Raw genomic sequence first — 14,763 nt, 5'->3', positions numbered from 1 at the left:
GTATTTACACTTGAATTATGGCATCTGACTTGATGGAATGAATATAACGAGCATTTAATTTCAATGCTGCCGCAGCTAAATAAGCATTCTGACTCATTGCGCCAACAGCAGTATAATTAAAGTGAGTACTTTCTTCGGGATTTATATCAGCCAATACATTAGCATCTGACACAAAAATTAATGAATAGGCGGCTCGCTTAGTAAAATTTTGCAAACCAATGTCGGCGCGAATATCTTTATTATTAATTTCTCTTAAATAATGACCTTCCCACTCATATAAAAAAGTGCCTTTTTCACCAGCAATATAAATTCGTACATAAGGTGGCTTACCTTTAACCATTGGTACTGTCCATCCTGTTTTACCTCGGTTCAACCCACTTGCTGCCCAAAGCACTTGTGAAAGTTCCTCATCAGAAATCTTACCAGTAGGAAACCCGCCACCAGATGTTGAAGCACGTTTTTTTAAGCTTTCAAATAAGCTCATTCCATCTTTTATTTGTGGCTTAGGTAATGAAATATCGGCATAACATAACGCGAAAGGAATCAACGATGATAATAGAATTAAAGCTAATTTTCGTACATAACACGACATAGTAATACCTAATTATTTGACATTATTGGCGATATCTTATTGCTAACGGTTTCAATTATCAACATCAAATGCTAATAATTATCATTTGATATATGAAAAGTCTGCTTTTGCCATTAGCACTTTTCAAGTTAGGCTATGAAGATAATGTGATAAATTAAACAGCATTAAGCGATATTTTTATTTTTTTATGTATTGAGTATATACTTTAGCAAAATTGATTTTTGAGAAATTGAGTAACAAATCTTATGCCATTATCGACATTCATTGTTTTACCTCTTTTTATTATCACAATTGTTTTTGCCTCGCTCTTTAAAAAGAAAAAATGGCAATTTTTAAACGTAACTTTATTAACGATTTTTATTGTAATGGAGCTAACTTCTATCTACTTTAGTGGTGGATTTATTGATTATCAGTTTTATGTGAATTTAAATATAAATGATATTATAGAAGGGCTATTTATTTTTAAATTGCAAGCCGTTCTGGTCATTGTAGTCTTTTTTTCTTTCATTTTTTTACTATTAAAACTCGCTAATTGGTGTAAAGGAAAATACCGATTATTGCCTCGCATATTACTCGCTGTTATCGCTATATTTTCAATTAGTTACCACAATGGACCATTAAGCCGGTTATATGAAATATATCAGGTTACTAGTGCTCCGCGCGAACCATTTGAGCAAGCATTGCAATCACTCAATATGACTAATTACATCAATAAAAACCAGCTTGTTAGCCAACAAGGTAAAAATATTATTGTGTTATCATTAGAATCGTTTGAACAAGGTTTTCTCGACTTTGAAGATATTACACCTAATTTACGACATCTTTGCCAAGATTATACTTTTTTTGCCAATATGCCAATGAGCACTGGAAGCACTTGGACGACTGCTTCCATGTATACTTATATGACCGGCATGCCATTTTTAATTGGCGGTTACACAACATCCCCATTAATGCGTGCAAACCAAACAAACTTAGTTAGTTTGGGTGATGTGCTAAAACAAGCTGGGTATCAAACCCGTTATGTGATGCCTAGTCCTGATTTTGCTGGTATTGGGCATACTGCTGAGCTTTTGGGTATGCAAGTCATTTCGGAAAAAAATTACGTTGGGCAATACCCAACAGCACCATTTGGATTATATGACAAAGATATTTTTGATGTTGCGCAAAAACAGATTACGCAAATGCGTCAAAATAACCAACCATTTGCCTTATTTGTATCAACCGTTTCAACTCATGCTCCAAATGGTTTTGATGACGAAAGAATGAAATCAATTATTTCACCCAAACCAGATAATATGTCTTTTGTTGCTGCTTCATTAGATCATAATTTAGGGTTATTTATTCAACAATTAAAAGATGAAGGGGTATTAGAAAACACTGTATTTTATATTTTCCCAGATCATTTAATGATGGGATCTGGCACGCCAACCATTAATCGCCTTTCACAAAAAGAGCGCAAGCTTTATCTATTAACTAACGCAAGTATACAAGATCTACAAAAAACACCCGATCAAACCATTTACCAAATTGATTTGCCTCGTTTAATTTTAAATGGGGCACAAGTTGCAAGTAATGGCAAATTTCTAACTGACTATTTATCTGCCCCTAATTTTGATAAAAAACAGTTTATTGAAAAAAATAAAGCCAATATCGCAACGATCAATAATTCAGCACAGGTATTTAAATAGGTACCGAAAATGGAGTTGGATACATTGCTTTTAGTTGGCTCGACCTGTTTTTTGGGGATGATTCCGTCTGGACCTGATTTCTTTTTAGTGTTAAAAACAGTTTAAATTATCGCCGAAAAACAGCATTATTTACTTGTTTAGATGTGATCACTGCTATTTTGATTCATATGAGCTATTGCGTTGCTGGTCTTGCGGTGTTGATTGGCACCATTCCATTGCTCTATAACACGCTATGCTATGCCAGTGCCGCTTTCCTTATATGGCTTGGCTTTAAAGCATTATTTGCCTCTAATGCGACCACTTGCTTAGTTGGCAAACAACCAATTAAGCAGCTAATTTCAACAAAATTGGCTTTTACGCAAGGTTTTTTATGTAATTTACTTAACCCTAAAGCAACGTTATTTTTTCTAGCAATTTTTACGCAAATGCTTGATGCTGAATCATCAACGATTGGTAAACTTATCATTGCATTTATCATTTGGATTGAAGCCTTTTTTTGGTGGCCTTTTGTGGTGTTTGTTTTTCAAAATCAAACAATACAACGGCGTTATTTTAAAATTCAAACTATTTTCGATAAATTATTAGGTACCATTTTAACTACATTAGGCGTAAAAGTTGCTTTCGGACTTTAAGTTACTCTAATGTTGTGAACTCATATTTACTTTCAAGCACCTGTTTACCTGAAAAGTTTTGATAAAAAGACTTTCTTTTTTTGAATATTCGATCGTTAATTGTTAAACTGATAATAGTTTAGCTTTTATAATCGATTACTTTTATTTACCGATTATACATTCACTGGACACTGATTTTTTTATTCGACAGGCTAATTGAAAATGGATAAATTATTACAATATGGTCGAGAAGTTCTTGAACTAGAGTTACAAGAAGCGGAAAAGTTACCTAATCGGCTTGGCAAAGATTTTATTAATGCATGCCAACTTATCTTAACCACCAAAGGTAAGGTTGTTGTTTCAGGTATTGGGAAATCAGGACATATTGGGAAAAAAATTGCTGCATCGTTAGCAAGCACGGGCAGCCCCGCTTTTTTTATGCATCCTTCGGAAGCATTGCATGGCGATTTAGGCATGGTAACAGCCAATGATGTGGCTATTTTAATTTCTTATTCCGGACGGGCAAAAGAATTTAATATTATTCTGCCGATCCTCGCTACAATGAATGTACCCGTAATTGCAATTACGGGCGGAGTTGATTCGCCATTGGCTAAATCAGCTCAAGCTATTTTAAATATCTCGATAGAAAAAGAAGCATGCCCAATGGGATTAGCGCCAACATCAAGTTCAACCAACACATTATTGATGGGTGATGCGCTAGCGATTGCTGTAATGCGAGCTCGAGGCTTTAGAGAAGAAGATTTTGCTCGCTCCCACCCAGCAGGTAGTTTAGGTGCTAAATTACTTAATCATGTCAGAGATGTGATGCGAACAGGCGATCGAATACCTAAAGTTCCACAAACAGCAACGGTTCTTGATGCTATGCTAGAATTAAGTCGAACAGGTGTAGGTTTAGTTGCAATCTGTCAGAATAATAATAAAATAATTGGAGTATTTACCGATGGCGATTTACGTCGGTTATTATTGAAAAATGGTACATTACAAGATAGTATTTTGGATGTTATGACCAGCCCAGGATACCTTATCCCTGATAATTGGAAAGCGGTTGAAGCATTAAAATCCTTTAATGATCACAATATTACCGCTGCACCAGTCGTTAACAATGAGGGTGAATTAGTCGGTGCTTTAAATATTCATGATTTGCATCAAGCTGGTATTAGCTAAAACTATTAATAAATACCTATTGCCAAAAGGTGCTATCTATTGAGATAATTACCGACCTAAATTTTTGTCGTTAGACGGAGATCAAAGGAAAAGTTACACAATTGAATTTTGTATGATTTTTAATCAACTAAAATTGATGTTGTGTTGTATATTTTAACCAAAATTAATAGATGATGAAACTACAATGGCAGAAAAGCGAAATATCTTTCTAATTGGCCCTATGGGGGCAGGAAAAAGCACAATAGGCCGACAAATTGCGCAACAGTTAGGCATGGATTTTTTTGACTCAGATCAAGAGATTGAGAAACGTACTGGAGCCGATATTGCATGGATTTTTGACCTAGAAGGAGAAGAGGGATTCCGTGCCAGAGAAGAAAAAGTCATTAACGAATTGACTGAAAAACAAGGCGTAGTTCTGGCAACTGGTGGTGGTTCTGTCTTATCAAAAGAGACACGCAACCGATTGTCAGCACGTGGAATTGTTGTTTATCTTGAAACAACCATTGAAAAGCAAATGGCAAGAACACAAAAAGATAAACGCCGTCCATTACTGCAAGGTGGTAACACACCTCGTGAGCTTTATGAAGAACTTGCAGGTGAACGTGAACCTCTTTACAAAGAAATTGCCGATATTACCATTAAAACTGATGAACAAAGTGCCAAAGGTGTTGCCAGTTATATTATTGATAAAATAGAACAGATTTAAGCAACTTATTTTGGATGTAATAGCTATTAATGAAGTAATAAACCTTTTTATAGGTTAAGGAGTAAGTATGCGTGTAGATAAAGATGACCGTTATATTTTAGAGCAACCGAGTAAGGACTCTACGCCTTCATTAAAGTTGCTAAACCTTCTTCAAAATTTTCCAAAGAAAAAATTAGTTATCTTCGGTTCGGTAGCCATTATTTTTCTATTATTGCTTGGCTTGATTATTTTTTACTCTTCTCGCAAAAATGAAGTAACAGCATTAACATCACCTACCGTTAATGATGTTACGACAACAGAAGAAACTAACAGTTTGATTTCAAATGGGCAAAGTGGCGCAGTTGTTAATGGATCTCAAACTGAAAGTTCTGATAATACAGATGATAGTTTAAGCTCAATAGATAATCTAAATTCTGAGGTTAAGGGACACTCTAATACTATTACAACACAAAATAGAAGAACTAACGCTAGTATTTCTAATAATATAAATATTTCACAATCAACTAATACTAAGAAAAATAATAATGATCATGATAAGAAAACAGTTAATCGTAAAGAAGAAAAAGCTGATTTAGGAAAAAAAATTAAAATAAGTAATGATCATTATGTTATTCAGCTAAGTGCATCCAAATCAGTTGAGGGGTTGAAAAAATTTATTAAACAAAACAATATAACTAATTACCATATATATAAAACTGAATATAGTTCAGGAACGTGGTTTATTTTAGTAAAAGGTGATTATTCATCAGCTAATGAAGCACGTAAAGCTATTAAATCTTTACCATCAGCACTCTTAAAAGATAAACCATGGGTTAAATCGGGTGCGGTTGTTAATAAAGAAAAAATAGAAAAATAATAAGTAATATCGTTTATTTATCCAATCAACGACAAATAGGAGTATCCGTTGAAGAAGCAACGAGCCTTTTTAAAATGGGCTGGAGGAAAGTATGAGCTTGTGGACACAATCAAACGGTATCTTCCAGAAGGCGATCTATTGATTGAGCCTTTTGTCGGAGCTGGTTCTGTGTTTTTAAATACAAACTACGAAAACTATATTTTAGCGGATATCAATCAAGACTTAATTTCACTATATACCTTGTTACAATCAACTCCAGATCAATTTATTCGTGATCTCAGATTGCTTTTTACTACTCAAAATAATCAACCTGATGCGTTTTATCAGCTTAGAGATGTATTTAATCATAGTAAAGATCGATATTTTAGATCATTATTATTTGTTTATTTAAACCGACATTGTTATAACGGCCTATGTCGTTATAACAATAGTGGATTATTTAATGTGCCATTTGGGCGTTATAAAACCATTTATTTTCCTGAAAAAGAACTTTATTTTTTTGCAGAAAAAGCACAAAAAGCGAAATTTATTTGCGCACCTTATCATGAGGTCATGAAGAAGGCAGAAAGAAATTCGGTTATTTATTGTGATCCGCCCTACATACCCCCAAATCAATCAGTAGGGTTTACAGCTTATTATTCAAATATTTTTGGATTTGAAGAACATAAAAACTTGTCGAAATTGGCTGAAACTATAGCATATAAAAAGAATATACCCGTGCTAGTATCTAATCATTATACTGATTACACAATGACTCTTTATAGCAAAGCAAGCGAGCTTTATCGCGCAGAAATGCGTCGTTCAATTAGCTGTGCAGGTGAGGGTCGTAAAAAAATTGATGAGATTTTAGCTCTCTATAAAAAGTCATAATCAGGCTTGAATATAAAATGGGTTATCATGAGGTAGGTTATGAAAAAATTTATTATTGCTCCATCAATATTGTCAGCTGATTTTGCGCGCCTTGGTGAAGATGCGCAAAAGGTCATTGACGCCGGAGCCGATGTTATCCATTTTGATGTTATGGATAACCATTTTGTACCTAATCTAACAATGGGGGCGATGTTTTGTAAAGCACTGCGAGATTATGGCATTAGCGTACCTATTGATGTGCATTTGATGGTATCCCCTGTTGAAGAGCTAATAGCCTCATTTGCTAAAGCTGGTGCTACTAATATCTCTATTCATCCAGAAGCGACGATTCATTTAGATCGCTCATTACAATTAATTAAAGATCATGGTTGCACGGCAGGTATTGTATTAAATCCAGCCACTCCGCTGGATTATTTAGATTATGTCATGGACAAAATTGATATTATTTTGTTGATGAGCGTTAATCCTGGCTTTGGGGGGCAATCTTTTATTCCCGCAACCTTGAAAAAATTACACCAAGTTAAACAACGTATAATTGCATCAGGATTAAATATTCGTTTAGAAATTGACGGTGGGGTAAAAGTAGAAAATATTGCTGAAATAGCTAAAGCAGGTGCAGATATGTTTGTTGCTGGCTCCGCCATATTTAGCCAGCCTGATTATAAAACCGTCATTGATGCCATGCGTAAAGAGTTAGCAGGAGTGATACATGAATAAACTAAAAGATATTCAAGCAATCGCATTTGATTTAGATGGTACATTGGTTGATAGTGTGCCGGGACTGGCACTGGCTACACAAAATATGTTGGCAGAGTTGAATTTACCAACGATCAGCAATGAGCAGATCAAAAATTTCGTTGGTAATGGCATTGATATCATGCTAGAACGCGTTTTTAAAGCCATTACTATTGAGCCATCAAAAGAACAATTTGCCAAAGCCAAGATATTATTTAACCAACATTATGATAAAGTTATTGATGTCGAAACTAGGCTGTTTCCGAATGTTAAAGAAACTTTAAAAGTGCTTTATGATAATCATTATCCACTTGCATTAGTGACCAATAAGCCAGCCCAATTTTTACCTGCATTACTAGCGTCACTAGGCATAAAAGAGTTCTTTTCGCTAGTACTTGGCGGTGGCGATGTGATCAAATTAAAACCACACCCAGCTCCTTTGTATCAAGTAATGGCGAAATTTGGATTGTTTAGCGATCAGTTACTTTTTGTTGGTGATTCGAAAAACGATATCACTGCTGCGCAAAATGCTAACTGCCCAACTGTTGCCTTAAGCTATGGCTATAACTATGGCGTTTCAATTGCTACTAGTAATCCCGATTTTTTATTTGACGATTTTAAAGATATATTAACAATTCTACCTCAGCCAAAAGCTGATGCAAAAAAATAATGAGTATAAATTAGGAAGAAATTATGAGTAAACCGATTGTATTTAGTGGCGCTCAGCCATCAGGGGAACTAACACTTGGCAACTACTTAGGTGCTTTAAAAAATTGGGTGTCTTTGCAAAACGAATATGATTGCGTTTATTGTATTGTTAATCAGCATGCAATTACCGTACGTCAAGATCCAAACAAATTACGTAAAGCCACATTAGATACACTAGCCCTTTATTTAGCTTGTGGTATTGATCCGCAAAAAAGCACTATTTTTGTACAATCGCATGTGCCTGCACATGCAGAGTTAGGCTGGGCTTTAAATTGCTACACCTATTTTGGTGAGCTTAGCCGTATGACGCAATTTAAAGATAAGTCATCACGCCATTCAGAGAATATCAATGCAGGGCTATTTGATTATCCTGTACTTATGGCTGCTGATATTTTACTCTATCAAGCAAACTTAGTTCCTGTTGGTGATGATCAAAAACAGCATCTTGAATTATCGCGTGATATTGCTATGCGTTTTAATGCGCTTTATGGTGATATTTTTACTGTTCCCGAGCCGTTCATTGCCAGGGTTGGTGCGCGCGTTATGTCATTGCAAGAGCCGACTAAGAAAATGTCCAAATCAGATGAAAACCGTAATAATGTGATTGGTTTACTCGAAAATCCAAAAGATATTGAGAAGAAAATCAAACGTGCAATGACTGATTCTGATGAGCCACCAGTAGTACGCTATGATGTTAAAAATAAAGTTGGTGTTTCAAATCTACTTGATATTTTAACTGGTGTGACAGGTAAGCCTATTGCCGAGCTTGAAAAAGAGTTTGAAGGTAAAATGTATGGTCACCTCAAAACAGAAGTTGCAACGCAAGTCATTGATATGTTAACTACCTTGCAAGCTAAATATCATGAGTATCGTGACGATGAACATTATCTATTTTCAATCATGCAAGATGGAGCTGAAAAAGCACGTTCAAAAGCCGAGCCAACGTTGAAAAAAGTCTATGATGCAATCGGGTTTGTATAATTGCAAAATCAATAACAGATTGCGACTAAAAAATGAATGATATGCAATGGCTTTAATATACTAAGTAAATGGATAATGGTTAAAGCCATCTAAATATATAGGCTAGTTATGAAGATTATTATTCTTGGTGCAGGACAAACAGGTAGTGCACTTGCGGAATATCTTGTTACCGAAAAACAAAACGATATTACTGTGGTGGATGAAGATCATGATAGATTGCAATCGCTACAAGAGCGTTTTGATTTACAGGTAATTTGTGGAAAATCATCCTATCCTCAGGTATTAGAAAGTGCTGGCGCTGAATCGGCCGATATGCTTGTTGCTGTAACTAACTCTGATGAAGTCAATATGATGGCCTGCCAAATTGGTCATGTCTTATTTAGTATTCCACAAAAAGTGGCTCGCATTAGAGCGCCTGAATATAATGATGAAAATTATCCTTTTTTCAATAAAGACTGTATTAATATCGATCATATCATTGCCCCAGAAAATCTTATCACCAATCATATAAGTCAATTAGTTCAATACCCTGGCTCATTGCAATTTGCTTCTTTTTATGATAACCGAGTGTGTCTAGTGGCGGTAACGGCTTATTATGGCGGTGCTTTAGTTGGCAGTGAATTATCCGAGCTCAAAGAACATTTACCTCATGTTGAAGCGCGAGTGGTTGCTATTTATCGTAAAAACCGCTTTATTCGTCCGCTTGGCTCAACCTTGGTTGAAGCGGGAGATATGGTGTATTTTATTACGCCACCAGTTAATATCAAAGCTGTAACCAGCGAACTACAACGATTAGAAAAACCTTATAAGCGAATCATTATTAGTGGTGGTGGTAGTGTTGCTGTCGCTTTAGCAAAGCGTTTGGAAAATGATTACCAAGTCAAGTTAATTGAACGCAATGCTGAGCGAGCCGAACTCATTGCCGAGCAACTGGTTAATACCACAGTGTTGCATGGTGAGTCATCTGATCAAGAATTACTTTCACAAGAGCAAGTTGAGCTTACCGATCTTTTTATTGCAGTCACAGGTGACGATGAATCCAATATCATGTCATCTATGCTTGCCAAAAGAATGGGCGCAAAAAAAGTGATCGTACTAATTCAACGCCAAGCCTACCTTGAATTGATTAATGATAGTGTGATTGATATCGCAATATCGCCACAACATGCCACCATTTCAGAACTATTAAGTCATGTAAGACAAACTGGTATGGTTAAAGTCGTTTCGCTAAGGCAAGGCGAATCTGAAATTATCGAAGTGGTTGCCAAAGGCAATAATGATACATCAAAACTGGTGGGCAAAAATATTAATGGCTTAAAACTGCCTTCAGGTGCAACAATTGGAGCTGTTGTTCGTGGTGAAGATGTGATTATTATTAATACTGATTTGATGATAGAAGATAATGATCATCTAATCATCTTTTTGCCAGACAGAAAGGCAATAACAGATATTGAAAAGTTATTACAATAGTTTGTTAAAAACTGATAGTCAGTTCATAATGGATGAACAAATTTTGACTCGGGGTGTTTTTTGTTTTGACAAAAAACTGAGATTTTACCCGTTGAACCTGATCTGGGTTATGCCAGCGTAGGGAAGTCTAAGCCATCTTAGCTTTAATTTGGCAAATTCTTCCCAATATTTTAGTTCTAAAATAACAGGGAATAAATATGTTAGAAAACAAACCATTTCAATTAGTACAAGCAACTCCTTTTATCTATCATGTAAAACAACAAAACCCATTAGTGCATTGTATTACAAATGATGTGGTGCAAAATTTTACCGCAAATGTGTTACTCGCTATTGGTGCATCACCAGCAATGGTTATTGCCAAGCAAGAGGTGGAGTCATTTATCACCATTGCGGATAGTTTATTGATTAATATTGGCACCATTCACAGTAGCACAGCCAAAAGTATGTTGTTAGCAACAATCCAAGCTTTGCAAACACAAACTCCATGGGTGCTTGATCCTGTCGCTGTGGGGGGGGCGCTTAATTATCGAACTGAAATTGTATGTCAATTACTATCATTAAAGCCAACAGTCATACGCGGTAATGCATCAGAAATATTAGTACTAAATGGTGAAAATGGATCATCGAAAGGACCTGATGGTCAAAACTCAACGACATCTGCTGTACATGCAGCCAAAGCACTTGCACAAAAATATCAAACGATTGTTGCAATGACGGGGGATATTGATTATATCACTAATGGCAACATCTTATATAGCATCACTGGTGGCGATATTGCTTTAACAAAAGTAACAGGAACAGGCTGTGCACTATCTGCTATGGTAGCTGCTTTTATTGCCAATTCATCAGATCCTTTATCAGCTACCGCCTCAGCTTGTTTTATGATGAAAAAAGCAGGTCAACTTGCCAATAAACAGCAAGGATTAGGTACCTTTGCGGTATCACTACTAGATCAACTATCTCTGTTTAATTCATTGCATCAATAAGGAACAAGATGAAAAAGCAATTAGATTTAACTCTTTATTTAGTCCTTGATCCATTATTATGTGGTGGTATTAGTGGCATGGTAAATACCACAAAAATTGCTGTTTCTAATGGGGCAACTGCAGTACAGTTAAGATCTGAACATAAGTTTAGCGGTAAAGATTGGTATTATGCCGCATTAGCATTGAAAGAAGCGCTGAATGAAACACCCGTACCACTGTTTATTAATGATCATGTCGATATTGCTTTAGCGGTTGACGCCGATGGTGTACATATTGGACAAAGTGATCTTCCTGTTGATGTTACTCGTCAATTAATTGGTAGAGATAAATGGTTAGGGTTTTCGATCGCTAATCGACGTCAACTTGATAGCGTTCCATGGCATAAGGTCGATTATATTGGTATTGGTCCTATCTTTCCAACCGCAACGAAAAAAGATGCAGCAGTAGCACTGGGAACCGAACAATTAATTGAACTAATAGAACTAAAGCAATGTCCTGCTGTAGCTATTGGCGGTATTGATGAAAATAATGTGACTAACGTTATTCAAACAGGTATCGACGGCGTTGCTGTGGTTTCAGCTATTTGTGGTAAACAAGATATTGAGCAAGCGACGTTATCGCTCATTACTCAAATCAGGAAGGCTAAATAGGGCATACATTATGACAACAATTGCATTAACCATTGCTGGGTCAGATCCCAGCGGTGGCGCAGGAATTCAAGCCGATTTAAAAACTTTTTCGGCACTCGGGGCTTATGGCATGTCAGTTATCACTGCATTAACGGCACAAAGCACACGAGGGGTTGATGCGGTATTAGCCATTACCCCTGAATTTGTTGCAGCTCAATTCAATACGCTATATCAAGATATTCAAATTAATAGTGTAAAAATGGGAATGCTAATGAATAAAGAGATAGTCATAGCAGTTCACCATCTTCTTATCACAAATGCTATTCCTGCTATCGTCTTAGATACTGTAATGATAGCTAAAGGAGGACATCCCCTGCTCAAATCTGATGCCATAACTGCTATTCGTGAGTTATTATTACCCTTAGCAACCATTGTTACTCCTAATATTCCTGAAGCAGCAGCACTACTTGATTGTGGTGAGGCCAAAAACGAAGATGATATGCAAAAGCAAGGGGATGAATTACTCAAATTGGGTTGCAAAGCGGTTTTAATGAAAGGCGGGCATTTGTCAGGTAGTCAAAGCCCTGATTATTTGATAACCCAAGATAATGTAATAAGAATAACTTCTCCACGAATTCAAACTAAAAATACTCACGGAACAGGTTGCACACTATCTGCAGCAATTGCCGCATTATTACCCAAATATAATTTAGTAGAAGCTGTAATGCAGGCTAAAAATTATTTGCAAGGAGCCATTAGCCATGCTGATAATTTAAATATTGGTAACGGAATTGGCCCAACACACCATTTTTACCGTTGGTGGTGACAGCACAATAAATAGTCTAAAAGGGATTTAAGTTGTCAGCTATTACATATAACAACAAATCCCATATTTCAACTAATGCAAATCTTTTGCTTCACTTGTGCTACAGGTAAGTGTTCCTTTTTTTCCTTGTTCATCTTCAAAATAATCAGCCCAACAACTTTTCATTGATAAATCAATTTTTTTTATTAGCTCAATTCTACTGCCATTATAAGAGCAACTAACATAATAAGGTTCAACATCAGCTTTAAAATCGACTTCCCATATTAACTCATGTTTCTTACCTTCAACCCATCCTTTTGCTGGTTTTAAACTGACCTTTCTAGAAGGCTTACCGTGATAAACAATCATGCTACTAAACGATATAGTTAAACTATTTATATCATCAGAAACCTCCCACCCATTAGGCCTGTTTTCAACTTCTTCTTTAGCCTTGATGTTTTGTGGGCAATCAATTTGATAGGCATTAACAAAAAAACTGCACCAAACCAAGCCATAATAGCTAGAGTAACACTCAATATTTTCCTTTTCATATTATCTATCCTTCTAACAATTACCTATTAATAAAAAGATAAAAGTATTCTAAGATTTCAAAAAATCATGCTAATATCTTAAATAAAAACAATTATAATTATTTATAAGTCATTAAGCTATTTTCACCATGTTATCTAAATTAAACGAGTTTTTTATTATTTCTGTTTTGGAGTAAGTTTTTAGCAAGATAGCATAACGGAGATATCGCCAAAAAAGCTCTATACCATAAAATAAGACTCATCACTATCATACAAAACTCAAACTAAAAATATCCACGATACGGATTGCACACACTTTACCAAAATTGCAGTATTATTTCCCCAATGTAGCAATCTAGAAGAAGCCATAAAACATTTGCAAGGGGGCAATTAATTTAACCATTGGCAAACGTATTGAGCCTACACATTATTTTTATCAATGATGGTAATAAATAAATGATTAGCATTAAGTTGATTTAAGACGTTTTATATAATTCTATGAAAAGTATTATTAGAACATTAATGTAACTATCCCCTAAAATAGTACAGCAAAAAAGTAGAAAATTCTCTATGATACAAGTAAAGGGGATTTAATTATGAAAAAAATGACTGAACATCAAATCATCGCTATTTTAAAAGAAGCTGAAGCGGGTATTCCCGTTAAAGAACTGTGCCGTAAATATGGCATGGGTAATTCAACTTTCTATAAATGGCGAGAAAAATACAGCGGAATGGAAACGTCGGATATCAAACGCTTAAAGGAGCTGGAGGCTGAAAACCGCAAGCTTAAACAGATGTTTGCCGAACTGAGCTTAAGATCCCAGCTTCAGGAAGAAATCATAAAAAAGCTTTAGTGCCCACCAAGGCACGTAAAATGTGGGCACAGCAACTACAACAAAATCATTCGGTTACTATTGCAATGAGTTGTGCCATTGTTGGTTTAAGCCGTTGTGCTTACTATTATCAAGCTAAGTTACAGGATGATTCGGCGATTGTTTCGGTGTTGAATGCTATCACAGACCGGCATTTACGTTGGGGCTTTCCTAAATGTTTTAATCGTATCAGAAAGCTCGGCTATCAATGGAATCATAAACGGGTATATCGGGTGTATTGTGAATTAAAGCTTAATCTCAGGGTAAAGCGTAAAAAACGCATTCCTCCACGATGCCCAGAAAGATTATTAGTCCCCAATAAACAAAGTGACTGTTGGTCAATGGATTTTATGAGTGACAGTAGCCGTAATCAACGTCGCTTTAGAACATTCAATGTCATCGATGACTTTAATCGTGAGGCGTTAGGTATTGATATTGCAGTAAGCTTACCAGCAGGAAGGATTACCCGTTACTTAGATAAACTGGCCGAATATCATGGGTATCCATTAAAAATACGGGTCGATAATGGGCCAGAATTT

At 35.8% G+C, this 14,763-nt stretch carries 16 protein-coding genes, 1 pseudogene and 1 riboswitch; of the genes and pseudogenes, 15 read left to right on the top strand and 2 right to left on the bottom strand.

Going from position 1 to position 14,763, the window contains the following annotated elements; translation table 11 throughout:
* Window positions 1–4: 4 nt before the first annotated feature.
* Window positions 5–592 (bottom strand): nitroreductase family protein, encoded by a 588-nt coding sequence (locus A9G40_RS00770; protein ID WP_065581480.1) that lies wholly within the window; start codon window positions 590–592, stop codon window positions 5–7.
* Between the two features lie 245 nt (window positions 593–837).
* Between A9G40_RS00770 and A9G40_RS00765 the strand changes: the two genes are divergently transcribed.
* From A9G40_RS00765 to thiD, 13 genes and pseudogenes are all read left to right on the top strand, one after another.
* A complete protein-coding gene (locus A9G40_RS00765; protein WP_065581479.1) occupies window positions 838–2,280 on the top strand; it encodes an LTA synthase family protein in 1,443 nt (480 codons plus the stop codon).
* 9 nt (window positions 2,281–2,289) lie between these two features.
* Window positions 2,290–2,912 (top strand): annotated as a pseudogene (locus A9G40_RS00760) (LysE family transporter).
* Between the two features lie 201 nt (window positions 2,913–3,113).
* A complete protein-coding gene (gene gutQ / locus A9G40_RS00755) occupies window positions 3,114–4,076 on the top strand; it encodes an arabinose-5-phosphate isomerase GutQ (protein ID WP_065581478.1) in 963 nt (320 codons plus the stop codon).
* A gap of 184 nt (window positions 4,077–4,260) precedes the next feature.
* A complete protein-coding gene (aroK, locus tag A9G40_RS00750) occupies window positions 4,261–4,782 on the top strand; it encodes a shikimate kinase AroK (protein WP_065580715.1) in 522 nt (173 codons plus the stop codon).
* Window positions 4,783–4,849: 67 nt separating this feature from the next.
* Entirely contained in the window at window positions 4,850–5,638 is a 789-nt protein-coding gene (locus A9G40_RS00745; RefSeq protein ID WP_065581477.1) for an SPOR domain-containing protein, read from the top strand.
* A 48-nt stretch (window positions 5,639–5,686) separates the two neighbouring features.
* Window positions 5,687–6,508 (top strand): Dam family site-specific DNA-(adenine-N6)-methyltransferase, encoded by an 822-nt coding sequence (locus tag A9G40_RS00740; RefSeq protein WP_065581476.1) that lies wholly within the window; start codon window positions 5,687–5,689, stop codon window positions 6,506–6,508.
* A gap of 39 nt (window positions 6,509–6,547) precedes the next feature.
* On the top strand, window positions 6,548–7,225 hold the full coding sequence (rpe, locus tag A9G40_RS00735; protein ID WP_065581475.1) for a ribulose-phosphate 3-epimerase: 678 nt from the start codon (window positions 6,548–6,550) through the stop codon (window positions 7,223–7,225).
* Window positions 7,218–7,913: a phosphoglycolate phosphatase gene (locus tag A9G40_RS00730; protein ID WP_065581474.1), complete on the top strand. Its 696-nt coding sequence runs from the start codon at window positions 7,218–7,220 to the stop codon at window positions 7,911–7,913. Before rpe ends, A9G40_RS00730 begins: the two co-directional genes overlap by 8 nt.
* Window positions 7,914–7,936: 23 nt before the next feature.
* On the top strand, window positions 7,937–8,932 hold the full coding sequence (gene trpS, locus A9G40_RS00725) for a tryptophan--tRNA ligase (protein WP_065581473.1): 996 nt from the start codon (window positions 7,937–7,939) through the stop codon (window positions 8,930–8,932).
* Window positions 8,933–9,040: 108 nt separating this feature from the next.
* Entirely contained in the window at window positions 9,041–10,402 is a 1,362-nt protein-coding gene (gene trkA / locus A9G40_RS00720) for a Trk system potassium transporter TrkA (protein ID WP_065581472.1), read from the top strand.
* Between the two features lie 39 nt (window positions 10,403–10,441).
* Window positions 10,442–10,543, top strand: a riboswitch (TPP riboswitch).
* Between the two features lie 56 nt (window positions 10,544–10,599).
* Window positions 10,600–11,388, top strand: a complete 789-nt coding sequence (gene thiM, locus A9G40_RS00715) for a hydroxyethylthiazole kinase (protein ID WP_065581471.1) — start codon at window positions 10,600–10,602, stop codon at window positions 11,386–11,388.
* A gap of 8 nt (window positions 11,389–11,396) precedes the next feature.
* Window positions 11,397–12,038, top strand: a complete 642-nt coding sequence (gene thiE / locus A9G40_RS00710) for a thiamine phosphate synthase (RefSeq protein ID WP_065581470.1) — start codon at window positions 11,397–11,399, stop codon at window positions 12,036–12,038.
* Between the two features lie 10 nt (window positions 12,039–12,048).
* A complete protein-coding gene (gene thiD, locus A9G40_RS00705; protein ID WP_065581469.1) occupies window positions 12,049–12,843 on the top strand; it encodes a bifunctional hydroxymethylpyrimidine kinase/phosphomethylpyrimidine kinase in 795 nt (264 codons plus the stop codon).
* Between the two features lie 72 nt (window positions 12,844–12,915).
* On the opposite strand, the gene A9G40_RS00700 is transcribed toward thiD, so the two are convergent.
* A complete protein-coding gene (locus A9G40_RS00700; RefSeq protein ID WP_065581468.1) occupies window positions 12,916–13,332 on the bottom strand; it encodes an STY0301 family protein in 417 nt (138 codons plus the stop codon).
* Window positions 13,333–13,948: 616 nt separating this feature from the next.
* On the opposite strand from A9G40_RS00700, the gene A9G40_RS00695 reads away from it, so the two are divergent.
* Both A9G40_RS00695 and A9G40_RS00690 read left to right on the top strand, forming a co-directional pair.
* Window positions 13,949–14,206: a transposase gene (locus A9G40_RS00695; protein ID WP_065581369.1), complete on the top strand. Its 258-nt coding sequence runs from the start codon at window positions 13,949–13,951 to the stop codon at window positions 14,204–14,206.
* Window positions 14,206–14,763, top strand: a 558-nt coding sequence (locus A9G40_RS00690; protein WP_141675148.1) for a DDE-type integrase/transposase/recombinase, incomplete at its 3' end; no start/stop codon positions are given. The genes A9G40_RS00695 and A9G40_RS00690, both read left to right, overlap by 1 nt.

The organism is Gilliamella sp. Nev3-1 (genome assembly GCF_001690435.1).
Taxonomy (GTDB): domain Bacteria; phylum Pseudomonadota; class Gammaproteobacteria; order Enterobacterales; family Orbaceae; genus Gilliamella; species Gilliamella apicola_C.
The sequence above is the reverse complement of the archived record's forward strand: the minus strand, read 5'-3'. Positions and strand labels throughout refer to the sequence as shown.